Consider the following 23,840-nt stretch of genomic DNA (forward strand, 5'->3'; position numbering starts at 1 on the left):
TTTCTGCAAGAGTTCGATGGTCTCAATTAGATCATATTTTTACTTGAATTGGTATAAAAGGCACGACATTTTCAGGCAGAGGCTCTTCAAAACTGCAACGACCTTGAAGCGCGTCTTGGAACTTACACACTTGGCAGCTTAATTCTTGCATCAGTACGACATTGGCATGATGTGGGTTTTTACAACGACTAACCACTAAGTCTATGTGGCTCTGTTGGGCTCGAAGCCTGTCTTGCATGGTTTCAGAGGCCGAACAGATCATCTGTTCGCACATCTCATGTTTAAATTGATTGAATGCTTTTGGATCGCTTTTCGCGAGTTGGACAAGTTCATCAAAGGGGGGCAGTTTTTGATTTGGCTGTGGATGTCCCATCTTTCCTTCCTTAGCATTAAGCATGTTTCATATGCTTTAAGCTTAAGAAAGAAATCTGTACAAATTTTGTTCTATTTTTATTTTCTCAATATTGAGACAGTATTAGTAACTTGGCGTTAGGGTATAAGTACAACGACGTTCGCCAGTTATGATGTGCTCAGTGCGGCTTACATGACATTCATCTTTGAGTAATTCTTTGAAAACATTGAGTTCTGACTGGCAGAGGCTAGGGCAACGAGTTGCAGCCTTACAGATAGGGCAGTGGTTTTCGATCAAGATGTAGTGATCGCCTTGATCTTGAAGTTCAGCCATATACCCTTCTTCTTCTCGAAGTTGGGTTAGCTTTTCAAGTTTACTCAGCAGGTTGTCGCAGCCAGATAGGGCCGTTTGATATTGCTTTAACGTGTGTTGTTCACGTTCAGCGGCCACTTTAGCTAGCCCCTCTTTACCAAACAGGTTCTCGACAGCATCTATCACTTGAATCGTGAGCTCACCGTGACGATCTGAAAATTGACCATGACCTTGTTGAGTCAGTGACCAATGGCGAGTTGGGCGACCTACTTTTACTTTGACGTCATGAAACGCAAGAATACCGTCATCTTCCAAACTTTGTAGGTGCTGTCTGGCACCCATTGTCGTCATGCCAAATTCTTCTGACAGTTGTTTCGCGGTTACCGCGCCTTGACGCTTAATGGTCTGTAAGATTTTGTCGCTTGTTTTCATACTATCTCTACCTTATGAACCTTACTATTATGAGGCAAGGTGTTTATAAAGCAAACCATTTACTATGGTGCAGGTGAAATGCACAGGTTCTTGATGGCCAATAAAACAAAAGGCTGATACTTGGTATCAGCCTTCACGTGTTCTGTTGAACTTAGTTTAGGTTTACAGGATGTGACCAATCACTTCTGGGTCTTTACGCTCTAGGTAGTGAATAGACTTGATGCGACGAATGGTACGGCAGCGACCACGGATAAGCAGTGTTTCTGTGGTTGCGATATTGCCTGTACGAGTAATGCCTTCTAGCAGGTCACCCTTAGTAATACCCGTTGCAGAGAATACAACGTTGTCGCTACGAGCCATGTCTTCCATCTTCAACACGATACCCGCCGTTACGCCCATCTCAGCACAACGCTCTAATTCAAGCTCACCGTGTTTACGGTTCTCTTCTGTATCGCCTTTTACTTCATGACGAGGAAGCAGACGTGCGTGCATGTCGCCGTCGAGTGCGCGAATAACCGCAGCTGACACGACACCTTCAGGCGCGCCGCCGATGCAGTACATTACGTCGACTTCGCTGTCTGGCATACACGTTAGGATAGAAGCAGCAACATCACCATCTGGCACTGCGAATACACGAACGCCCATCGCCTGCATGTCAGCAATCACTTGATCATGACGTGGTTTAGCAAGAGTGGTTACTACTAGTGTATCGAGTGTTTTACCTAGTGCTTTCGCAATGTTTTCTAGGTTTTCTGTCAGTGGCAGTTCTAGGTCAATCACGCCTTTTGCGCCAGGACCAACAACCAATTTTTCCATGTACATGTCAGGCGCTTTAAGGAAGCTGCCTTTCTCGCCTGCAGCCAATACCGCCAATGCATTTGATTGACCCATTGCTGTCATGCGTGTCCCTTCAATTGGGTCAACGGCGATATCTACAGCATCACCGCCAATACCGACGTTTTCGCCGATGTATAGCATAGGTGCATCATCGATTTCACCTTCGCCAATAACGATCTCACCGCTAATTTCGGTTTTGTTCAGTAGGCTACGCATTACTTCTACAGCAGCGCCATCTGCAGCGTTTTTATCGCCGCGGCCAAGCCACTTGTAACCAGCTAGTGCTGCACCTTCAGTGACACGAGAGAATGACATTGCTAAATCGCGTTTCATGCGGACTCCAAAATTTTCAAAGGGGGAATAGAAATTTCGCGGCGAATTTTACCATATCCCAAAGGAAACGTTTGCCTTTTTGTTTTTGGGGGATTGCTCTCGATCAATTTGCAGGTGAAAACAGGTAATATTCATCAAAATAATCAGTCTGTTGACGCGCTAGTAATAATTCACGTCAATATTCGGTAAAAAGCGCTGTTTTTTTCATCGAATGGCGCAAAATATCGAATATATAGAGTGTTTATCCTTGCTCTGCTGAGTAGAATGGGGAAATAAGTGGAGTAGACCTTCACCATCAAATGGATAACTTAAAGGTAGGCCAGAATGTCTTTTGAAGTACTAGAGCAGCTAGAAGCAAAAATTCAAACAGCAGTAGATACAATTGCACTTCTTCAAATGGAAGTGGAAGAGCTTAAAGAAGAGAAAGAAGCGCTAGCAACAGAAGCTGGTGAGCTAAAAGCAAGCCGTCACGAGCTAGAGCAAAAAACTCAGCAAATGCAGGAAGAGCATTCAGCTTGGCAAGATCGCATCCGTAACCTTCTTGGTAAAATGGATGACGTAGAGTAATTGACTCTTCAGATTTAAAAAAACGCCCGCTACTGAGTAGCGGGCGTTTTTGTTTGTTGTTCTGATTTGCACAGTGCTAATTTGCAACGTACTAATTTACAAAGCGTTGGTTTGCGAATGTTAGCTTGGGCATGATTTGTTGGAATCGTTACTCTTGTTCTTCTTCAACATCCAAATCAAGCTCAACATCCAAAGGCTCAGCAGAAAGAATGATGCCCGTGTTGTCTGCGTAGAGGTAATCTTCCGGTAAGAAAGTGACGCTGCCAAAGTTGACCGGCACGTCTAATTCACCCACACCTTCTTGGCTCGCACCCACAGGAATAGAGGCCAAAGCTTGGATACCAAGGTTCATGTCTTCTAGCTCATCGACTTCGCGTACGCAGCCGTAAACCACAATACCTTCCCACTCATTGTCTTCGGCAAGTAGGGCTATTTCAGCATCGATCAGCGCTTTTCTCAGTGAGCCGCCACCATCGATCAACAACACCCGCCCCAGACCATCTTGTTCTAATACAGACCGAATTAATGCGTTGTCTTCAAAACATTTTATCGTCGAGATCTGTCCGGCGAATGACGCTCGTCCACCGAAATTACTGAACATTGGCTCCACGACATCAACTTGATCCAAATATATGTCGCACAGTGCTGAAGTGTTGTATTCCATTAGCATACCTTTTGAACAATGAGCTTACTTTGAGTATATCGGTGCTTGATCCCTTTGCAATGATTAGTCTTAATTAACTCAATAGAGTTTGAGCTACGACAACCCCTGCAAACAGTAGATTAGTCACCAGTGAACATTTCACAATAACGGGCATCATTGGGGCAATCTGAGCCGGTTTTTCGGTTTCCCAAACGGCCTTGCCATGCTTGTACACAATAATAATGCTGAGTAAAAACGGTAGGCTAATCCAGCCCGGTTTTTCTTGAATCAGTAGGTAGATGGCGAAAGACGCAAGCGCCAAACCAAGCAGTGCGAAATGGTATTGTTTAGCTTTACGTTGCCCTAGGCGAACGGCCATGGTGCGCTTGCCACATTCGCTGTCGTTTTCAATATCACGCATGTTGTTGATGTTGAGAACGGCAACCGCCATTAGTCCACAGCCTAGCGCTGGAAGGAACAGGCTTGGCTCAACATGACCTGTATGTAAGAAGTAAGTACCTGAAACCCCTAACAAGCCAAAGAAGATAAACACCGATAGGTCACCAAGGCCAATATAACCATAAGGCTTATTACCGACGGTATAGGCAATCGCTGCGACAATCGCTAAAACACCTAAAGCAATGAAAGATAAGATGCTTTCGAGTGAACTCAGTGCATGAAAAATAAGAATCAACCCTGCGATAACCGTAAACACGATATTGAGGATGATCGCTTGCTTCATGGTTTTCGCGGTCACCGCGCCAGATTGCATTGCACGTGTTGGCCCTAGACGGTTTTCGTTGTCTGTGCCTTTTACCGCGTCGCCATAGTCATTGGCTAAGTTCGACAGAATCTGTAATAGAGTGGCGGTTAAAAAAGCCAATAGTGCGATTGATAAAGAAAAATGACCGCCAGCGAACGCTAAACTACTTCCTGTAAGAATAGAGACAAGTGCGAGAGGCAGAGTTTTTGGGCGTGCGGCATCAAGCCAAATCAGTAGAGATTGTTTCATCGTAGGTCTAATTCTTTGTAAGTCTTCGTTTCATACTGTGATTTGAGTATACGCCCATTTTTCGGGTAATAAAAAGCCCACTCGAAAGTGGGCCTTGAATTCGCTTATTAGCTGCTATTTCTTTGAGATAGAGCAATAAGTTGGAGTTTGGTGTGCTACAGGATGAAGCGGCTTAGGTCTTCGTCTTCTACGAGCTCGCCAAGCTTAGATATTACATAAGCTTCATCAATCACCAATTTGCTGCCTGCTCGGTCTGTTGCGTCGAATGAAATCTCATCCATTAGGCGCTCCATGACTGTATGTAGACGACGCGCACCGATGTTTTCAGTAGTTTCGTTCACACGCCATGCTGCGTCAGCAATTTGGTTGATACCATCTTCAGTGAACTCAATGCCGACATCTTCTGTTTTCATCAGGGCAATGTACTGTTCTGTCAGTGATGCCTTTGGCTCAGTAAGAATACGTTTGAAGTCATGTGCAGAAAGCGCTTCAAGTTCAACGCGGATTGGCAGACGACCTTGCAGTTCAGGGATCAGGTCTGATGGCTTAGCCACTTGGAATGCACCTGATGTGATAAACAAGATGTGGTCAGTTTTTACCATACCGTGCTTAGTTGATACTGTGCTGCCTTCGATAAGAGGAAGTAGGTCACGTTGAACACCTTCACGAGATACATCTGGGCCTGAGCTGTCGCCACGCTTACAGATTTTGTCGATCTCATCGATGAATACGATGCCGTTGTTTTCAGCGTTGAAGATCGCGCTCTCTTTTAGCTCTTCTTGGTTCACAAGCTTCGCAGCTTCTTCTTCAGTCAGTGCTTTGAATGCGTCTTTGATTTTCATCTTACGCTTTTTCTTGGTGTCGCCAGCGAGGTTTTGGAACATGCCTTGTAGCTGGTTAGTCATCTCTTCCATGCCTGGAGGTGACATGATTTCAACACCCATTTGTGGCGCCGCTACATCAACTTCGATCTCTTTGTCGTCTAGCTTACCTTCGCGCAGTTTCTTGCGGAAAATCTGACGAGTGTTTGAAGAGGTGGTTTCTTCCGTTGATTGCTCGTTCTGACCCCAAGCATCGCGTGCTGGTGGTAGAAGGGCATCAAGAATGCGTTCTTCAGCTTGTTCTTCAGCGCGGTATTGTACTTTTTCCATCGCTTGCTGGTGCGTCATCTTGATCGCAACGTCCGTTAGGTCACGGATGATGGTTTCAACTTCTTTACCTACGTAGCCCACTTCAGTGAACTTAGTCGCTTCTACTTTGATGAACGGCGCATTAGCCAGTTTCGCTAGGCGGCGAGCAATTTCAGTTTTACCGACACCGGTAGGGCCGATCATCAGGATGTTTTTTGGTGATACTTCGACACGCAGGCTTTCTTCAAGCTGCATACGACGCCAGCGGTTACGCAGTGCGATAGCAACGGAACGCTTAGCGTTGTCTTGGCCGATAATGTGGCGATTGAGTTCGTGAACGATTTCGCGAGGAGTCATCTCAGACATGGTTTTCCTTAATTCTTTAATCACTGTTGAATACAACGTTATTGATGGAAGCAGTCGCTACTCTGGCTTTGGCAGCTCAACGGTGCTCTCTAGTTCTTCAATAGTGTGCTGATGGTTGGTGAATACGCAGATATCGCCAGCAATGTTCAGCGACTTTTCTGCAATTTCACGCGCATCTAAATCTGTATTTTCTAATAGTGCAGTAGCCGCTGCTTGAGCGAAGTTACCGCCCGAACCGATCGCAATCAGGTCGTTCTCTGGTTGAACTACGTCACCGTTACCAGTGATGATCAGTGAAGCAGTTTCATCCGCTACTGCTAGCAGTGCTTCTAATTTACGTAGAGCACGGTCGCTACGCCAATCCTTCGCCAGCTCAACGGCAGCTTTGGTTAGGTGGCCTTGGTGCATTTGCAGCTTGCTTTCAAATTTTTCGAATAGCGTGAAAGCATCAGCGGTACCGCCAGCAAAACCAGCCAGTACTTTGTTGTTGTATAGGCGACGTACTTTACGGGCATTGCCCTTCATTACGGTGTTGCCTAGAGATACTTGTCCATCACCCGCGATGACGACTTTATTATTACGACGTACAGATACAATGGTAGTCACGAGTAGGGCCTCTTAATATTTCTTATCTTTGGGTATAAAAAGTATATGAGGATGGTGCTCGGATAATTCAAGGAAGGTCGAGTGATGTCGCGCAACTTATCGGCGGAAGTTGTAAGGAAATTTGGTTAAAGGGCGAAGGGATAAAAGAAAACCTCCACAATGGGAGGCTTTCGGTGTTTGGTTTTCGGCTTTTGCTAAGATTAAGACTGTGACTGCCGCTGAATCTAAAACTACTCGGTGTCTTTCCAAATAGCACAAGGTTCGATTTTTGCTCGCTGTAGCTTGTGGCGATCGCGCTCGGCGTCACGCTTAAACTTGTATGGCCCTAGAACCACACGATACCAGCTACTGCCGTCTTTCTTACGGATTTCACTCGAGATACCTTGGAAAGCAATATCCAATTTACGCGCATCTGCCTGAGAAGCGGTTTTGTAAGCGCCACACTGCATGATGTAAGGGATCTTCGAGATCTCTTGCTCTTTGGCCTTAACTTCAATTTCGCGACTTGGCAGTGTTTCAACGTAGTCCCACTTCTCTTCTGGAGGTGGTGGAATTACTTTCGCTGGTTTTGGCTTAGGTTTCGGCTTGCTCACCTCTGGCACTGGTGTTGGCGGCTCAGGATCGTTACTCAATAAGTAAAGTCCGTAACCAAAACCACCGGCAAGGAGGATCGCCAAAAGACCACTGCGCCAAGGTTTACGGCGAGGGGCTTGTTTCTTGGTCGGTTTTTTCGTGCCACGACCGCGCTTTACATAATCTCTATTAGCCACAAGACAATTCAATAGTTGATAGTTCTGCTCTCATGGTAATCCAGATTGCGCGAGGATAATAGTGCAGAAATGGAAGCGGCACATCAAAATGTGCCGCAGGTTTGTGTGGGTATTTATCTTGCCTAAATTCGAGGTGGTGCCGTACTGCCACGAACCACGAGTTTGGCTTCAAGTAGACGTGAACCTGCTTGAACATCATTACCTTTCAGTAGATCAAGCATCATCAGCATCGCTTGGCGTCCAATTTCGTAACGAGGTTGAGAAATCGTCGTTAGCGGTGGATCGCAGTATTGAGCGAATTGGATGTCATCGAAGCCAACAATCGATAGGTCTTGAGGAACACGTAAACCTAGCTTCTTCGCTTCTTGAATCGCACCAATGGCCATCGCATCGTTGTGACAGAAAATTGCAGTTGGCTGCTCTGGAAGAGCCAATAATTGACGAACTGCTTGCGCGCCAGCTTCAAAGGTGAAGTCGCCCACTGTGCTGTAAGCTGGGTTCATTGATACTCCAGCGCGGCGCAGTGCTTGTTGGTAACCTTGTTGGCGGAACTTACACAGGGTTGCAGTCGTTGGCCCAGAGATTTGAGCAATGCGCTTATGACCTAATTGAGCTAGGTAGTTCACGGCTTCAAATGCAGAGGTCAGGTTGTCGATATGTACCGTTGGCAATTCAAGCTCGGGTGCAAATTCACACGCCATAACCATAGGCGGTAGATTCTTTTGTTCAGGCTTGCTGACATCAAATGGATGATCGGTGCCTAACAGCAGCATGCCATCAGCTTGTTTGGTGAAGACTAAGTTTACAAATGATGATTCGCGCTTCTTCTGCTGACCACTGTCGCCAAGTAGAACTAGGTAATCATTTTCTACTGCAGCATCTTCGATACCACGGATGATCTCGGCGAAATAAGGGTCACAGATATCAGGAACAATAGTGATGATGGTTTTTGATTCGTTGCGACGTAAGTTTCGAGCTAATGTATTGGGTGAGTATCCAGCTTCAAGTACTGCTGTCTCTACTCGTTTTCGAGTCGAAACTGAGACTTTCTCAGGGTTCATCAATGCACGTGATACCGTTGCGGTTGAGACGCCTGCTAGCTGGGCAACATCCTTCATTGTCGCCATAAATTAAACCCTCTTTTAAGTTCCTTTACTGCCTAAGTATCTAAGGCGTGAATAATTAATACAATCGGATAGATATTGTAAAAGTGTTGCTAACACTTTTTTTATTGCAATATTTTATTCGTTTCATCCGTGTAAAGTTACGGCTAGATTAACAAAAATCACATGACTAGTGTGAAGTTGCTCACGAGAAATATGAAATATTTGTGAACAAACTTATCATTAGTTTTAACCCGAGTGGGTTTAGCTCAAATCTTGCGGCTCAATATCGAGTGACCAACGGACTTTTTTCGCAGCGGGTAACATATTAATTGCCGGCTTTGCACTCATTAATAGCTTCTGCATTAATGAACGAGTCTGTGTTTGCAATATCAGCTGCCAGCGAGATTTCCCTGCTCGCTTGGCTAATGGCGCAGGAGTTGGCCCCAACACCATGCAATATTGGTCGAACAGTGGATGTGACTCCAGTGTATGACGAACCTGACGTAAGAACTCTTCCACCAAGCGTGTGTCGTTCGCTTCTGCTCTGAAGAGTGTCATGAACGTATAAGGTGGCAACATCGTTTGTTTGCGTTCAGCCAGAGCAGTCTGAGCAAAGTGGTTATAGTCTTTGTGCAGAAGTGCTTGTAACAAGCCATGTTCTGGATGGTGAGTTTGTAAGATAACCTCACCTGGCTTACTGGCACGTCCTGCTCGACCTGCAACTTGGGTGAACAACTGAGCCAGTCTTTCAGAGGCGCGGAAGTCACTACTATATAAAGAGGCATCAACGTCTAATAACGCCACAAGTGTCACGTCAGGGAAGTGGTGACCTTTAGCAAGCATCTGTGTACCGATCAGAATTTGGTATTCCCCCTTACGAATCGATTCTAGCGCGCTTTCTAGGCTGCCCTTACGGCGGGTGCTATCACGGTCAATACGAATGGTTTTGTATTCAGGGAATAGTTGACCAAGTTGTGTTTCAAGTTGCTCGGTGCCGACACCTACAGTCACTAGGTTAGCCGAACCACAGCCTTGGCAATTGTGCACGATATGCTGCTGCGAGCCGCAATGGTGGCAGCGCATTTCATTGCTGTATTGGTGATAGGTGTAGTAGGCATCGCAGCGTTTACATTCAGCTGTCCAACCACAGTCGTGACACATCAATGCGGGGGAGAATCCACGGCGATTGAGGAACAACATCACTTGGTTGCCCGCTTTTAAGTGTCTTTGCATTTCTGCAATTAACGATGCAGATAAGCCACTTTCCAGATATTCCCCTTTCACGTCCAACACTTTATTGGTGGTCGGCAGTGCGACACCAGCGCGTGAGGTGAGGGTGAGGTAGCTGTATTTACCTATCTGGGCGTTGTGCAGCGTTTCAAAAGCCGGTGTAGCGGAACCTAGAACCACTGGGATTTGCGCCTTATGAGCACGCATGATCGCGACGTCACGAGCGTGGTAGCGTAGGCTATCTTGCTGCTTATAAGAGGCGTCGTGTTCTTCATCGACAATGATAATGCCCAAATCAGCAAACGGCGTGAACAGAGCCGAGCGCGTACCAATCACGATGCCAGCTATTTTATCGCGGGCTGATAGCCATGCATTGAGTCGCTCAGAATCGTTTAATCCAGAGTGAATCACTTCAACAGGCACATTAAAGCGTCGCTTAAAGCGGTTAATCGTTTGTGGAGTGAGGCCAATCTCAGGTACCAAGACTAACGCTTGCTTGCCTTGGTCGAGAATCGGCTTGATCATATTCAGGTAGACCTCGGTCTTACCTGAGCCTGTGACCCCCTCTAGCAAGAAGCAACCAAAATCAGTTTGACTGTTTACTGTCGCAATCGCGATCGCTTGTTCTGCATTGAGTTTTGGCTTGTCTTGGTCGTTTTCGAGTTCCACTGGCCATGGCTTGCGCTTCGGTTTTTTTTCTACCGACTCAATCCAGCCTTTTTCTTCCAACGTCTTAAGTACTGCGCTGCCCACCTCTTCATCAATGAACTCTTGATGAGGAACTGCGCCGTGTTCAAGCATGTGCATTACTTTGGCTTGTTTGACTGCGCGACCAAAGCCTTGCATCAGTTGATCTCTACCTGATGGGGTCAGTTGCCATTCAACAAGCGTTGCGAAATCGGCAGCTTTGCCTTTTCGTAAAGCGCTTGGCAGAGCGTTAGCCAAGGTTTCGCCAAGAGGGTACTGATAAAACTGACTGCACCATACCAAGAGTGAATAGACCGATTCAGGCCAAACGGGTTGGTTGTCTAATAACGCTTTAATAGGCTTGAGCTTGTCGAGCTCGAATTCTGATTCGTTAACCAGAGCCGTCACGATACCAGTTAAGGTTTGTCGTCCAAAAGGCACAGAGACTCGACCGCCAATAATCGGAAATAGGTGGCTAGGAATCTTGTAATCGAACTGCTTGTCGAGTGGAACAGGCAGTGCCACACGGGCAATCATTGGACGCATAAAGGGACGGCTTTATCTGAGTTGACGAGAGCGAACAGTCTAATGGATAAGGGCGTTAAATTCGAGGAGCAGTTTAGATGACAGAGCTTACTTGAGGCTTGAATGCTACTGGAGCCAGAAAATAACGCTTAATAGAGGGTTTAAGGACTGTGTTGGTGAAAAATGTATCAAATCAGTTGATCCTACCTCACAGATTCATTACTATACTGCGCCTTAAAGGTATGGCTTTATCGCTTTTTAGTGATGCTGCGGTGTCTTTATTTTATTTTTTAACAACGTGTGGTGTCCGGCTTAGAATCGGATGGCGACACGGCCTAATTGAGGTTATCCCATGAAAGCTGGAATCCACCCAGAATACAAAGCAGTAACAGCAACTTGTTCTTGCGGCAACACATTCGAATTCAACTCTACTCTAGGTAAAGATGGTATTCACCTAGACGTATGTGACAAATGTCACCCATTCTACACTGGTAAGCAACGTATCGTAGATACAGGCGGCCGTGTAGATCGCTTTAACAAGCGTTTCGGTGCTCTTTCTAGCAAGAAGTAATTCTCGCTATTTAGACATGAAAAAGGACACTTCGGTGTCCTTTTTTGTTGCCTGAAATTTGAGAAACCCCTGACTTTAATAACACTCTTCGCTTATCTCGACGATAGGCTGTCGATTTGAGTTTAGCTCCAACACTTTCCCCCTGAATCACTCCTCCCTAGAAATCCGCTCGAAAGTTCAACAAGCGATAGTAATTTCAACTGCTCACTGGTCTTATTAGTAGTGAAATCTCGTTTTTTAATGAGACAGAGGCTTTAACCACCTAGGAACTTTGAAGTACATCTATTAACATGAACAAGATCCCCCAAATAATAATATCCTAGGAACCTACACCTATGTCTGAAGACAGTCGCCAAGACCAATCCTCTCAAGAATTATCGCCTCAAGAACGATTCCGTCAGCAAGCTCTTGATTATCATGAGTTCCCAATTCCAGGCAAAATTGCCGTAGCACTGACGAAGCCTGCAAACTCTGCAGAAGATCTAGCACTTGCCTACAGCCCAGGCGTGGCTGAGCCTGTTCGCGAGATCGCACAGAACGTTGATAACGTCTATAAATACACAGGTAAGGGCAACATGGTTGCTGTTATCTCTAACGGTACTGCGATTCTTGGCCTAGGTAACCTTGGTCCTATTGCTTCTAAACCTGTAATGGAAGGTAAAGCGCTACTGTTTAAGCGTTTTGCTGGTTTAGATTCTATCGATATTGAAGTAAAACACCGCACAATCGATGAGTTCGTTGATACGGTTGCGAATATCGCAGATACATTCGGTGGTATTAACCTAGAAGACATCAAAGCACCAGATTGTTTTGAGATTGAACGTCGCCTGATCGAGCGTTGTGATGTACCTGTATTCCACGATGACCAACACGGTACTGCGATTGTAACGGCAGCGGGTATGCTGAACGCGATCGAACTTCAGGGCAAGAAACTTGAAGAGTGTAAGATCGTTTGTTTAGGTGCTGGCGCAGCGGCTGTAGCATGTATGGAGCTACTGATTAAGTGTGGCGCTCAGCGCGAGAAGATCTACATGCTTGACCGTAAAGGTGTGATCCACACTCGTCGTGATGACCTAAACGAATACAAAGCGTTGTTCGCAAACAACACTGATAAGCGCACACTTGAAGATGTTATCGAAGGCGCTGATCTGTTCTTGGGCGTATCAGGCCCTAACCTATTACCAGCTGAAGCACTAACGCTGATGGCTGATAAGCCTGTTGTGTTTGCATGTTCAAACCCAGATCCAGAGATCAAGCCTGAGCTTGCACACGAGGTTCGTTCTGACCTTATTATGGGTACAGGCCGTAGTGATTACCCTAACCAAGTAAACAACGTACTTTGTTTCCCATTCATTTTCCGTGGTGCACTCGATGTGCGTGCAAGCGAAATCAATGATGAGATGAAGCTAGCTGCAGTTAAGGCGATTCGTGAGTTAGCAAAAGAAGAAGTTCCAGCTGAAGTTCTAGCCGCTGCGGGTGAGACTGCATTGGAGTTTGGTACAGGTTACATCATTCCTAAGCCAATGGACCCACGTCTACTTCCTCGCGTTGCAAAAGCTGTTGCGGAAGCAGCGGTTGAGTCTGGCGTTGCTCGTATTGAGATGCCTGCTAACTATATGGCCTAATAGCCTAATAGCCTAATAGCTTAATAGCTTAATAGCTTAATAGCTTGTTAATAGCGGTCGCTCTATTGAGCGAAAAAGAATAATAAAAAACCGACCCATTAGGAGTCGGTTTTTTTATGTCTATCATTCACTGCGCAGTCATAGAAGGCATAGTGGTTGATGTGACAAATAGGGTTCAGTTATCGCGAATCAATATTGAAGGCAGTGACTGAGTTGTTTTTATTCTTCGTCAAACGCTTCGAACTCGATACCCATCTCTGTCATCAGTTTTTTCACTTCAGTAGGGATATCGTCTGGACGGTCTTTACGAAGGTCTTCATCCGTTGGTAGTGGTTGGCCTGTGTACGCATGTAGAAAGGCTTCGCACAGTAGCTCACTGTTTGTTGCATGGCGTAGGTTGTTAATCTGGCGGCGAGTGCGCTCGTCAGTAAGAACCTTTAACACTTTTAGAGGGATAGAAACTGTAATTTTCTTTACTTGTTCGCTTTTCTTTCCATGCTCAGCATATGGGCTTATGTATTCACCATTCCAGTCGGCCATTGCGTACCTTCATCACTTTAGTTGTTAGAATAAATTAATAGTGGTGATTTTAGCGGGATTTACTGCCATAAGCAAAGACATATAGACGTCTAGAGGTGTTGACGTCTCACGTTTATGAAAGTAAAGTGAATAACATATATCTAACACAGCCGCAAAATGCCGACAAGCAGCTGTGATTCTCAGACGCAAAACTTGTAAGGAAGCACCTATGAGCAGCCGGAAGCCAGCAACCATCGCAGTACGTACTGGCATCGAGTCAGACACGCAACACCATGCCGTTGTCCCACCTATTTATCTTTCGACTAACTATGGGTTTCCCGCTTTTGGTGAAGTGCCAAAGTATGATTATACCCGCTCTGGTAACCCAAACCGTGGTTTATTAGAAACGGCACTGTTTGAGCTTGAGTCTGGTAAAGGCGCGGTTGTCACTAACTGTGGTACTTCGGCACTTAACTTATGGGTTTCTGCTTTCTTAGGTGGCGATGATCTTATTATCGCACCGCACGACTGCTACGGCGGCACTTACCGTCTGTTTAATACACGCTCACTTAAAGGTGACTTCAAAGTTCTGTTTGTTGATCAATCGGATCAAGCCGCGCTGGATGCCGCGATCGCGCTTAAGCCAAAGTTGATCTTAATTGAAACACCATCGAATCCATTGGTTCGTGTGGTTGATATTGCGGAAACTTGCCGCAAAGCGAAAGAAGTGGGTGCTCTGGTTGCTGTCGACAACACGTTTTTGACGCCTGTGTTCCAAAAGCCTTTAGAGCTGGGTGCTGATTTTGTTATCCACTCAACCACCAAGTACATCAATGGACACTCAGATGTTATTGGTGGCGTTGTGGTGACGAAAACTGAAGAGCACGCTGAAGAGTTAGCATGGTGGGGCAATTGTATTGGTGCAACCGGCACACCATTTGATAGCTACATGACGCTACGTGGTATTCGTACGCTAGGTGCGCGTATGCGTGTTCACGAAGAAAGCTCACGTGAAATTCTGACGGCTCTGCAACAACAAGATCTGGTGGGTACGATTTACCACCCAAGCCTTCCTGAACATCCGGGTCACGAGATCGCGAAGAAACAGCAGTTGGGCTTTGGTTCCATGCTGAGCTTTGAGTTTGCGGGCTCTTTTGAGGCACTTAAATATTTTGTCGATAAGTTAGAGCTATTTTCTTTGGCTGAATCACTGGGTGGTGTTGAAAGCTTGATTTGTCACCCTGCGTCGATGACTCACCGTGCGATGGGCGAAGAAGCTCTAGCAGAAGCGGGTGTTTCTCAACAACTACTGCGCCTTTCTGTTGGTCTTGAAGATGCAGAAGACCTAATCGACGATCTCAAGCAAGCTTTCGAAAGAACGCAACGCTTTATCGCTGAAGGGGAGGGTTAATAATGGCAACCTTTCGCCAGCTACATAAATTTGGTGGCAGCAGCTTAGCGAATCCTGAGTGTTACCAGCGCGTGGTCAATATTCTTAGAGAATACTCATTAGCAACGGATTTAGTCGTTGTATCAGCAGCGGGTAAAACAACCAACCGTTTGATTGAGTTTGTTGAAGCCCTCGACAAAGATGGCCGCATTGCTCATGAATGCCTACAAACCCTTCGTCAGTTCCAGCTTGAACTGATTGAAGCACTGCTTGAAGGCGAAGCCGCTTCTCAACTAACGGCAACCATCCAACAAGAATTTACCGCTTTGGGTGAGCTCACTGCTCCCTTGAGCGAAGCACAAAAAGCGCAAGTGCTTGGTCATGGCGAGATTTGGTCTTCACGTTTGTTGGCGACTTTGTTGTGCCAGCATGACTTACAAGCGGTTGCTCAAGACGCTCGTGCTTTTTTACGTGCAGAAGCGGGAGCTCAACCTGAAGTTGACCGTGCTCGCTCGTATCCTCTGATTAAAGAAGCTCTAGCGCAGCATGCGCATTGTCGTGTGGTGATTACCGGCTTTATGGCTCAAAACACTGAAGGTGAAACGGTTCTACTCGGTCGTAACGGCTCGGATTACTCAGCAACTGTGATTGGTGCTTTGGCGGAAGTTGAACGTGTGACGATTTGGAGTGATGTGGCAGGCGTATATAGCGCTGACCCTCGCTTGGTTTCGGATGCGTGTTTACTGCCTCTGCTTCGCCTTGATGAAGCGAGTGAGTTAGCTCGTTTAGCGGCTCCAGTGCTTCATAGCCGAACGTTACAGCCTGTCGCTCAAAGTGCTATGGATTTAAGCTTACGCTGCAGCTATCAGCCAGAAGCGGGCTCTACACAGATAGAGCGTGTACTGGCATCGGGTCGAGGTGCAAAAATTATTACTTCTTTAGATGAAGTTCTTATCGTGCAGCTGACCTTTGGTCACGGTCATGATTTCGACCGTCTAGAAAGTGAAGTACTGGAAGGGCTTAAGCGAGCTCAATTAGAGCCACTTGCTTATGAGCTTGAACCGGATCAGCACTGCTTACGTCTTGCTTACACAGAAGAGATTGCTGGTGGCGCTCTGGAATATCTGCAAGACCACGCGATTGAAGCTGAGATTAAGCTCAAAGAAGGTTTCTCTCTTATCGCGGCGGTGGGCGCGGGTGTGACTAAGAACCCGAACCATTGCTACGGTTTCTACCAACAGCTCAAGAGCTCGCCGGTTGAATTCATTTCAGAAGCGAACTCAGGCTTGAGCTTAGTCGCTGTGATTCGTAAGAGTGAAACATCAAGCCTTGTGAAAGGCATTCACTCTCAACTGTTCCAAGCGCAGAAGCGTGTTGCGATTGCTTTGTGTGGCAAGGGCAACATTGGCTCAAGTTGGTTAAGCTTGTTTGCTGAGCAAAAAGCTGAACTTGAAAAGCGCCGTGGAATGAACTTTGAATTGGTTGCGGTGGTTGATAGTCAAACCTATTGGTTCGATGATCAAGGCATTGATGCGACTTCTGTTGGTAAGCGTTTTGATGATGAAGCGATTGCTAATAATGGTAACGACTGGCTAGAGCGTTTAGGTTCTATTCAGGGCTACGATGAAGCGGTTGTGTTAGATGTTACGGCAAGCCCTGTGCTTGCAGCAAAATACCTGCAAGTCGCACAACAAGGTATTCACCTGATCTCGGCGAACAAGGTGGCAGGTTCTGCATCAAGCGAGTATTACCATCAAGTACAAGATGCTTTCGCTAAGATCAGCCGTCACTGGTTGTACAACGCGACAGTAGGTGCTGGCTTACCGATTAACCACACGGTGCGTGACCTGCGTGAAAGCGGGGATGACATCATTGCATTGTCGGGGATCTTCTCGGGTACGCTATCTTGGTTGTTCCAACAGTTTGATGGCACAGTGCCATTCAGTGAGTTGGTTGACTTAGCGTGGCAGCAAGGCCTGACGGAACCTGATCCTCGCGCTGACCTCGATGGTTCAGACGTGATGCGTAAGCTGGTGATTCTGGCGCGTGAATCGGGTTTAGATATTGAGCCTGAAAACGTGAAAGTAGAGTCACTGGTACCTGCAGAGTTGCAAGATCTATCAGTTGATGACTTCTTCGATAAAGCTTCTGTTCTAAGTGAAGAGTTGGCTGAGCGTTTAGAAAAAGCACATTCTCAGCAGAAGGTTCTGCGTTACGTAGCGCGTTTAGAGAAGAATGGTAAAGCTACCGTAGGCGTTGAAGCGCTATCTAAAGAACACGCTCTGGCGAACTTACTGCCTTGCGACAACATCTTTGCGATTGAGAGCAAATGGTATAAAGATAATCCATTAGTTATTCGTGGCCCGGGTGCTGGTCGTGAAGTAACAGCTGGCGCAATTCAATCTGACCTAAACAGAATGTCTAGTTTGTTCTGATGCTCAGAACGGTTGGTTTAATACTTAGATCAATTGTTTTAGTACGTAAATGGCATACTATTCACTAAGATAAATAAGGCTGAAAGCACGATGTGTTTGTCAGCCTTTTTTCTACCTTATTTCTGCTTTGCGACCCATCTAACGACTTGAGTTTTACTCACGATCTACTTGAGAAAAATTCATAATGGATCTGTTGACATTAAATCGTATTCAATACATTCTACAGACATATAGACGTCTAAACGTCGTTTGAAGGATTTAAGATTTTTTAGTGGTTGCTTTTGCCACAGGGAGAGTAAGATGGGATACACACACGCAGGCCATATCGACGCTTTGAATCAGAATATCGCTGAGCTTTCTGACAACATCAATGTGTCATTTGAATTCTTTCCACCAAGCAGTGAGAAGATGGAAGAAACACTGTGGAACTCTGTTCACCGTCTTAAAACACTTCAACCAAAATTTGTATCGGTAACCTATGGTGCCAACTCGGGTGAGCGTGATCGTACCCACTCAATCATTAAAGAAATCAAAAACCAAACTGGCCTAGTGGCAGCACCTCACTTAACGTGTATCGATGCTAGCCGTGAAGAGTTGATTCAAATTGCCGACGATTATTGGGCAAATGGAATCGAAAGTATTGTTGCTCTGCGTGGTGATATTCCCGCTGGCGGCGGTGCACCAGAGATGTATGCCTCTGACCTAGTTGAACTGCTTAAATCACGTCATGATTTTGATATCTCGGTAGCAGCATTCCCTGAGGTTCACCCTGAAGCGAAGAGCGCTCAATCTGATCTTATCAACCTAAAACGTAAAGTGGATGCGGGCGCGAACCGTGCTATTACGCAATTCTTCTTCGATGTAGAAAGCTACCTACGTTTCCGTGACCGTTGTGTGGCGGCGGGTGTTGATGTTGAGATTGTACCGGGCATCTTGCCAGTATCTAACTTCAAGCAAGCGTCTCGCTTTGCAGCAATGAACAACGTAAAAGTGCCGGGCTGGATGGCGAAGCAATTCGAAGGTTTGGATGATGATCCAACGACTCGTCAGCTTGTTGGTGCTAGCCAAGCGATTGATATGGTTCGTACGCTGAGCCGTGAAGGTGTGAAGGACTTCCACTTCTACACGCTAAACCGTGCCGAAATGACTTACGCGCTTTGCCATACGCTAGGCGTTCGTCCACAAATTGCTGCGTTGTAATCAAAACCTAAGCACTTGTAGAAAGCCTCTGGCACTAACATTTCAAATCCTACAGATACAAAAAAGGCTTGGACTCTAAGAGTTCAAGCCTTTTGCTTTTCTAGCTTCTAGCTTCTAGCTTCTAGCTTCTAGCTTCTAGCTTCTAGCTTCTAGCTTATGCGATAGCACCAAGTTCAAGCAGCACTTCTTCAGCCCATACAATCCATGCTTCACGGATCAGTAGGTTGCGACGAAGTGTTAGACGCTCAAGGCGCGCTTGCTTGTCTAGCGTTGATGGTGTTGCGTAGTAAGCTGCTTCAATCTCTTTGTAGTGAGAAACCAGCTTGCGAGACTCTTCTACTAGTTCTGCAAGTTGTACACGGTACGGGTCAGATGCTTGAACAGCACAAGCCATTAGCTTAGCTGAGAACTCATCACGAACCGTTGGGTGTGCAGTCGGTTGTTCAAACCATTCACCTAGAGCGCCACGACCAGCGTCAGTGATAGAGTAAACTTTACGATCAGGTTTGCCTTCTTGAGGTTCAAGCACGCAAGTTACTTGGTCGTTCTGAGCCATTTTATTTAGCTCGCGGTAAACTTGTTGGTGGCTAGCTTTCCAGAAGTAACCAATGCTTGAAGAGAATTCTTTTGTGATATCGTAACCAGTAGCATCGCGTGTACTTAAAACGGTTAGAATTACGTGTGGTAATGACATGTCTGAAATCCAAATGGTAAACAGTAAACAAATACTTAGACAACAAGTGTGCTTCTAATGGCACGTTATATTGGTTATGTCTAAGTAGCACCAACTCGGCGGTTGGTTATGTCACCTTACAAAGCCGTTTATCACCTAGGTTGACCAGTTTATAGGTCAAGTTGCTGCAGATTATTTTTTTGGAGTGTTTCCGCAGCGGAGCAGTAGTATATCTAAATAATAAGCATAAAGTAGAATACATGGACAAAATAACCCAAAAAAATGACAAAATACTCACTAGTGGTTATTTTTTAAAATAAAAAGGCCGCATATGGCGACCTTTTGTTCTTTTTGAAGATGTAAATTCTGATCAGGTTATAGTAGGAATCACTAATTAACCAGTATTTCGCATACCTGCTGCAATACCTGCAATCGTCACCATTAGTGCTTCTTCTAGCTCTGCTGGTGGTGTTTCACACTTACGAGTACGGTAAAGCAGTTCCGCTTGAAGCATGTTTAGTGGCTCAACATAGATGTTACGTAGACGAATTGACTCAAGTCCCCAAGGGTCACTCTGCATCAGGTTCTCGTTGTTCTCTACATTTAGTACCGCTTTGATGTCTTTTTGCAGCTGCTCACGCAGTAACTCACCTAACGGCAGCAGTTCTTTATCAACAAGGCGTTGGTCGTAGTACTTCGCAATCTCCATGTTGCACTTCGAGTACACCATTTCCAACATACCTAGACGAGTAGAGAAGAATGGCCATTCACGGCACATCTCTTCAAGTAGCGCTTGATGGCCTTGATCGACTGAGTATTGGATTGCTTCACCTGCACCTAACCAAGCTGGAAGTACCAAGCGGTTTTGGCTCCAAGAGAAGATCCATGGAATCGCACGTAAGCTTTCTACGCCACCGTTCGGGTTACGTTTTGCTGGGCGAGAACCGAGTGGCAGTTTGCCGAGCTCTAGCTCTGGTGTCGCTTGACGGAAGTAAGGTACAAATTTCTCTTCGCCACGAACCACGTTGCGGTAAGCCTCACAAGAAACTTGAGAAAGCACTTCCATTAGGTCGCGCCACTCTTGCTTTGGCTCAGGTGGCGGCAGAAGGTTCGCTTCTAGAATTGCACTTGCGTATAGGTTGAAACTGTTTACGGCAACATCTGGCAAGCCAAGTTTAAAGCGGATCATTTCGCCTTGCTCTGTTACACGTAAGCCGCCTTTCAAGCTCTTAGGTGGCTGAGAAAGAAGTGCGGCATGCGCTGGCGCACCACCACGACCAACTGTACCGCCACGGCCGTGGAATAGAGTCAGCTCAATGCCTTCTTCTTCACAAACCTTAACCAGCTTGTCCATCGCGTCATACTGAGCCCAGCCTGCAGACATTACGCCAGCATCTTTTGCTGAGTCAGAATATCCAATCATCACCATTTGGTGGTTCTGGATAAAGCCACGGTACAAGTCGATGCTCATTAGCTGTTTCATTACCGCTTCTGAGTTGTTCAAGTCGTCTAGCGTTTCGAACAGTGGACATACGTCCATGCGGTATGGGCAACCACATTCTTGCAGAAGCAAGTGAACAGCCAGTACATCCGAAGCAGTACGAGCCATAGAAATTACGTAAGCACCGAAGGCTTCACGAGGTTGAGCAGCAACGACCTTACAGGTGTCCAAAACCTCTTTGACCTGTTCAGATGGCTCCCAGTCGCGTGGTAGCAGAGGGCGTTTTGAACTTAATTCATTAGTTAAGAAAGCAACCTTGTCTTGCTCGCTCCACTGGTCGTAATCGCCAATGCCTAGGTAGCGAGTCAGTTCAGATAGCACATCTGAGTGACGTGTACTTTCTTGGCGAACATCGAGACGAACCAAGTGAACACCGAATGCTTTTAGGCGGCGTAGGGTATCAAGTAGAGAACCGTCCGCGATGACGCCCATGCCACATTCGTGCAGCGATTGGTAACACGCATAAAGCGGTGTCCAAAGTTGGTCGATGTTCTGTAGTGTTTCTTTCTTCGGTACTTCAGCATCGTGCAGTTTTGCATCAAGCACTTCTAGCGTGTTGTTGAGCAGAGTACGTAGGCTCTTTAGGATGGCACGGTAAGCTTCGTGCTCATCGCCAGCCAATTCACGAACGGCATCATTACACTTGGTCATCGACAGTTCGGTAATCAGCTCGTTCACGTCACCTAAGTACAGATCAGCGGCTTTCCAGCGAGATAGGCGCAGTACTTCTTTGGTGATGGTGTGCGTTACGAATGGGTTACCATCGCGGTCGCCACCCATCCAAGATGAGAAGTGTACTGGGCGTGCATCGATTGGTAAGCCTTCACCAAGGTAACCTTTTAGTCGGCCATCCATATCACGTAGGAAATCAGGCACGGCTTCCCAAAGAGAGTTTTCTACAACCGCAAAGCCCCACTTAGCTTCATCAAGTGGTGTTGGGCGTTGCTGACGAATCACATCAGAGTGCCAACCTTGAGCGATAAGCTGCTCTAGGCGACGTTCGGTTTTCACACGTTCTTTGTGTGATAGGTCGCTTAATTCTAATTTAGACAGACACTCGTTGATCTTAACCAACTTGTTGATCATGGTGCGACGAGTGATTTCTGTTGGGTGAGCAGTCAAAACGAGTTCGATGTTCAGGTCGCGAACAGCTTGAGCGGCGTCTAGCTTGCTGATGTCGTTTTGGTTTAATTTGGAAAATAGAGATTGCAGCACGTCTGGTTCACAAACATGCTCCTCACAGTGGCGAGAGATGGTGTGGTATTGCTCTGCCATGTTGGTGAGGTTGAGAAATTGGTTAAATGCACGAGCAACAGGGGTGAGTTGTTCGTTCGGCAGGTTTTTGATTTCTTCAACTAGGCTGTCACGGTCAGCTTTGTTGCCTGCGCGGGCGGATTTGGAAAGTTTACGGATAGTTTCCACTTTCTCTAAGATAACGTCACCATGTGCATCTTGGATTGTGTTACCTAGCAAGCGTCCCAGCATGCTTACGTTACTCTTGAGAGCGGCGTATTTCTCGTTCATTGTCATCCTGCCTCGTAAAAAAATTACATCCATTGTTCCTTGTTAAGTACACAATCTAGCGAAAAGTGCTGTATCTAGTCAAATAAAGCATTCTAAGTTTGCAATTATTAGGTTTAAAAATGCGGGAGAAGTAAATTTTTCAAAACTTAGGGAAAAAGTGAAATTTAATTACAAGATTGCGGCTATATCAGGGATGGCAGAATAAAAGCCACTTTTTAAGGTGGCTTTTATGTGAATGTTCGGATTGAAAAGTAATAACTAGAAACAATATTTACGGATAGATTTACTCAGAACATCAATTGTTGGGTCAATAAAATCGAAGCTTAAGAACTCATCCGGTTGGTGAGCTTGGTCAATTGAGCCTGGACCTAACACCAAGGTTGGGCATAACTCTTGAAGGAAAGGTGCTTCAGTACAGTAGTTCACGGTTTGAGATTCAGTTTCACACACCGATTCCATGCCACCAATAAATGGATGGTCGTGCTGGCACTCATAACCCGGGATTGGCTCATGCAGGGGAGTAATCTCAATTCTGCCCGGCCATTTTGCTTCTACTTCTTTTAGTGCGCTACGCAGCATGTTATCTAAACCATCTAAGCTGATGCCCGGTAAAGGACGAACATCATAGTGCAGTTCACAACAACCACAGATACGGTTTGCACTGTCGCCACCGTGGATATGACCAAGGTTTAGGGTAGGGCTTGGAATTGCAAAACCTGGGTGATGATACTCTTTGACTAACTTGTCACGCAGCTGCATTAAAGCAAATAACACTTCATGCATGATCTCGATGGCATTAACGCCTAAAGCGGGATCTGAAGAGTGACCTGATTTACCGGTTACTCGCACGGCATTGGCGACATGGCCTTTATGACCACGAATCGGCACAAGGCTGGTTGGTTCACCAATAATGCAGTAGTCCGGTTTAAATGGTGCATTTTCAGTGAAATGACGTGCACCCAGCATCGTGGTTTCTTCGTCACACGTTGCTAATACATAAAGCGGCTTGGTTTGTTTGCTCCAATCCATCTTCTTCGCGGCTTCATAAACGAAGGCAAAAAAGCCTTTCATATCGGCGGTGCCCAATCCGTAAAAGCGGTTGTTGTGTTCTGTCAGTGCGTGAGGGTCGAAGTTCCAACGTCCTTCATCGAATGGCACGGTGTCGCTATGTCCTGCAAGCAGTAAGCCCCCTTCGCCAGAACCCATCTTTGCGACCATATTATGCTTGCCGGGTTCGACCTCTACCACCTCAACACTAAAGCCTACGTCTTTAAACCATTGAGCCATTTTTTCGATCACTTTCTCGTTGCCATGATCCCAGCTTGGATCGGTCGAGCTAATGGAGTCGGTGGAAATCAGGCCTTTATAGACCTCTAGAAAACTCGGTAATTGCATAATAACTTCACTTCTACTATTGACAGGAAAACCATAAGTCGGTAAAACACATATTAAATCATATTTAATGCATAAGAAATCAAATAAAGCTAAAAATTA

20 protein-coding genes are annotated in these 23,840 nt (G+C 46.0%); 6 read left to right on the forward strand and 14 right to left on the reverse strand.

Translation table 11 applies throughout. The features are described 5' to 3' along the window. Positions 1-31: 31 nt before the first annotated feature. The 3 genes from ED652_RS13215 to glpX all read right to left on the reverse strand — a co-directional run bounded on the left by ED652_RS13215 (position 32) and on the right by glpX (position 2,266). On the reverse strand, positions 32-373 hold the full coding sequence (locus ED652_RS13215; protein ID WP_122055120.1) for a DUF3135 domain-containing protein: 342 nt from the start codon (positions 371-373) through the stop codon (positions 32-34). Between the two features lie 102 nt (positions 374-475). Then, a complete protein-coding gene (locus tag ED652_RS13220) occupies positions 476-1,096 on the reverse strand; it encodes a metalloregulator ArsR/SmtB family transcription factor (RefSeq protein ID WP_017104625.1) in 621 nt (206 codons plus the stop codon). A gap of 162 nt (positions 1,097-1,258) precedes the next feature. Continuing rightward, a complete protein-coding gene (gene glpX, locus ED652_RS13225) occupies positions 1,259-2,266 on the reverse strand; it encodes a class II fructose-bisphosphatase (RefSeq protein WP_004729697.1) in 1,008 nt (335 codons plus the stop codon). A 324-nt stretch (positions 2,267-2,590) separates the two neighbouring features. Here glpX and zapB point away from each other — a divergent pair, with 324 nt between their 5' ends. Further along, positions 2,591-2,833 carry a cell division protein ZapB gene (zapB, locus tag ED652_RS13230; RefSeq protein WP_076675476.1) on the forward strand — a complete coding sequence of 81 codons (243 nt, stop codon included), beginning with the start codon at positions 2,591-2,593 and terminating at the stop codon, positions 2,831-2,833. Between the two features lie 148 nt (positions 2,834-2,981). Here zapB and rraA read toward each other — a convergent pair whose 3' ends face one another. The 7 genes from rraA to priA form a co-directional block, all read right to left on the reverse strand. Then, positions 2,982-3,497, reverse strand: coding sequence for a ribonuclease E activity regulator RraA (gene rraA, locus ED652_RS13235; protein ID WP_104210831.1), 516 nt, complete (start codon positions 3,495-3,497; stop codon positions 2,982-2,984). Between the two features lie 73 nt (positions 3,498-3,570). Next, complete coding sequence (locus ED652_RS13240; RefSeq protein ID WP_122055122.1) at positions 3,571-4,488, reverse strand: 1,4-dihydroxy-2-naphthoate polyprenyltransferase; 918 nt, start codon at positions 4,486-4,488, stop codon at positions 3,571-3,573. A gap of 155 nt (positions 4,489-4,643) precedes the next feature. Next, the gene (gene hslU / locus ED652_RS13245; protein ID WP_017104629.1) at positions 4,644-5,984 is read right to left on the reverse strand and encodes an HslU--HslV peptidase ATPase subunit; all 1,341 of its coding nucleotides are present in this window, start codon (positions 5,982-5,984) and stop codon (positions 4,644-4,646) included. 57 nt (positions 5,985-6,041) lie between these two features. Next, complete coding sequence (gene hslV / locus ED652_RS13250) at positions 6,042-6,590, reverse strand: ATP-dependent protease subunit HslV (protein WP_017104630.1); 549 nt, start codon at positions 6,588-6,590, stop codon at positions 6,042-6,044. Positions 6,591-6,820: 230 nt separating this feature from the next. After that, the gene (locus ED652_RS13255; RefSeq protein ID WP_065104139.1) at positions 6,821-7,360 is read right to left on the reverse strand and encodes an SPOR domain-containing protein; all 540 of its coding nucleotides are present in this window, start codon (positions 7,358-7,360) and stop codon (positions 6,821-6,823) included. Between the two features lie 122 nt (positions 7,361-7,482). After that, positions 7,483-8,487 carry a DNA-binding transcriptional regulator CytR gene (cytR, locus tag ED652_RS13260; RefSeq protein ID WP_017104632.1) on the reverse strand — a complete coding sequence of 335 codons (1,005 nt, stop codon included), beginning with the start codon at positions 8,485-8,487 and terminating at the stop codon, positions 7,483-7,485. Positions 8,488-8,727: 240 nt separating this feature from the next. Next, entirely contained in the window at positions 8,728-10,929 is a 2,202-nt protein-coding gene (gene priA, locus ED652_RS13265; RefSeq protein WP_017104633.1) for a primosomal protein N', read from the reverse strand. 331 nt (positions 10,930-11,260) lie between these two features. On the opposite strand from priA, the gene rpmE reads away from it, so the two are divergent. Further along, on the forward strand, positions 11,261-11,479 hold the full coding sequence (gene rpmE / locus ED652_RS13270; protein ID WP_017055855.1) for a 50S ribosomal protein L31: 219 nt from the start codon (positions 11,261-11,263) through the stop codon (positions 11,477-11,479). A 335-nt stretch (positions 11,480-11,814) separates the two neighbouring features. Beyond that, positions 11,815-13,104 carry a malic enzyme-like NAD(P)-binding protein gene (locus ED652_RS13275; protein ID WP_017104634.1) on the forward strand — a complete coding sequence of 430 codons (1,290 nt, stop codon included), beginning with the start codon at positions 11,815-11,817 and terminating at the stop codon, positions 13,102-13,104. A gap of 219 nt (positions 13,105-13,323) precedes the next feature. On the opposite strand, the gene metJ is transcribed toward ED652_RS13275, so the two are convergent. Further along, positions 13,324-13,644, reverse strand: a complete 321-nt coding sequence (metJ, locus tag ED652_RS13280) for a met regulon transcriptional regulator MetJ (protein ID WP_004729686.1) — start codon at positions 13,642-13,644, stop codon at positions 13,324-13,326. A gap of 208 nt (positions 13,645-13,852) precedes the next feature. Here metJ and ED652_RS13290 point away from each other — a divergent pair, with 208 nt between their 5' ends. The 3 genes from ED652_RS13290 (at position 13,853) to metF (ending at position 18,648) form a co-directional block, all read left to right on the forward strand. Continuing rightward, positions 13,853-15,034, forward strand: coding sequence for an O-succinylhomoserine (thiol)-lyase (locus ED652_RS13290; RefSeq protein ID WP_065104136.1), 1,182 nt, complete (start codon positions 13,853-13,855; stop codon positions 15,032-15,034). 2 nt (positions 15,035-15,036) lie between these two features. Next, positions 15,037-17,448, forward strand: coding sequence for a bifunctional aspartate kinase/homoserine dehydrogenase II (locus ED652_RS13295; RefSeq protein ID WP_122055125.1), 2,412 nt, complete (start codon positions 15,037-15,039; stop codon positions 17,446-17,448). Positions 17,449-17,748: 300 nt separating this feature from the next. After that, a complete protein-coding gene (gene metF, locus ED652_RS13300) occupies positions 17,749-18,648 on the forward strand; it encodes a methylenetetrahydrofolate reductase (protein WP_029223209.1) in 900 nt (299 codons plus the stop codon). A 154-nt stretch (positions 18,649-18,802) separates the two neighbouring features. Here metF and ED652_RS13305 read toward each other — a convergent pair whose 3' ends face one another. From ED652_RS13305 to argE, 3 genes are all read right to left on the reverse strand, one after another. Next, positions 18,803-19,342 carry a PadR family transcriptional regulator gene (locus ED652_RS13305; RefSeq protein WP_122055126.1) on the reverse strand — a complete coding sequence of 180 codons (540 nt, stop codon included), beginning with the start codon at positions 19,340-19,342 and terminating at the stop codon, positions 18,803-18,805. A 373-nt stretch (positions 19,343-19,715) separates the two neighbouring features. After that, entirely contained in the window at positions 19,716-22,352 is a 2,637-nt protein-coding gene (gene ppc / locus ED652_RS13310) for a phosphoenolpyruvate carboxylase (RefSeq protein ID WP_017108577.1), read from the reverse strand. A gap of 252 nt (positions 22,353-22,604) precedes the next feature. Then, positions 22,605-23,741, reverse strand: coding sequence for an acetylornithine deacetylase (argE, locus tag ED652_RS13315; RefSeq protein ID WP_009848891.1), 1,137 nt, complete (start codon positions 23,739-23,741; stop codon positions 22,605-22,607). Positions 23,742-23,840 lie beyond the last annotated feature (99 nt).

The organism is Vibrio sp. Evd11 (assembly GCF_900382755.1).
Taxonomy (GTDB): domain Bacteria; phylum Pseudomonadota; class Gammaproteobacteria; order Enterobacterales; family Vibrionaceae; genus Vibrio; species Vibrio lentus.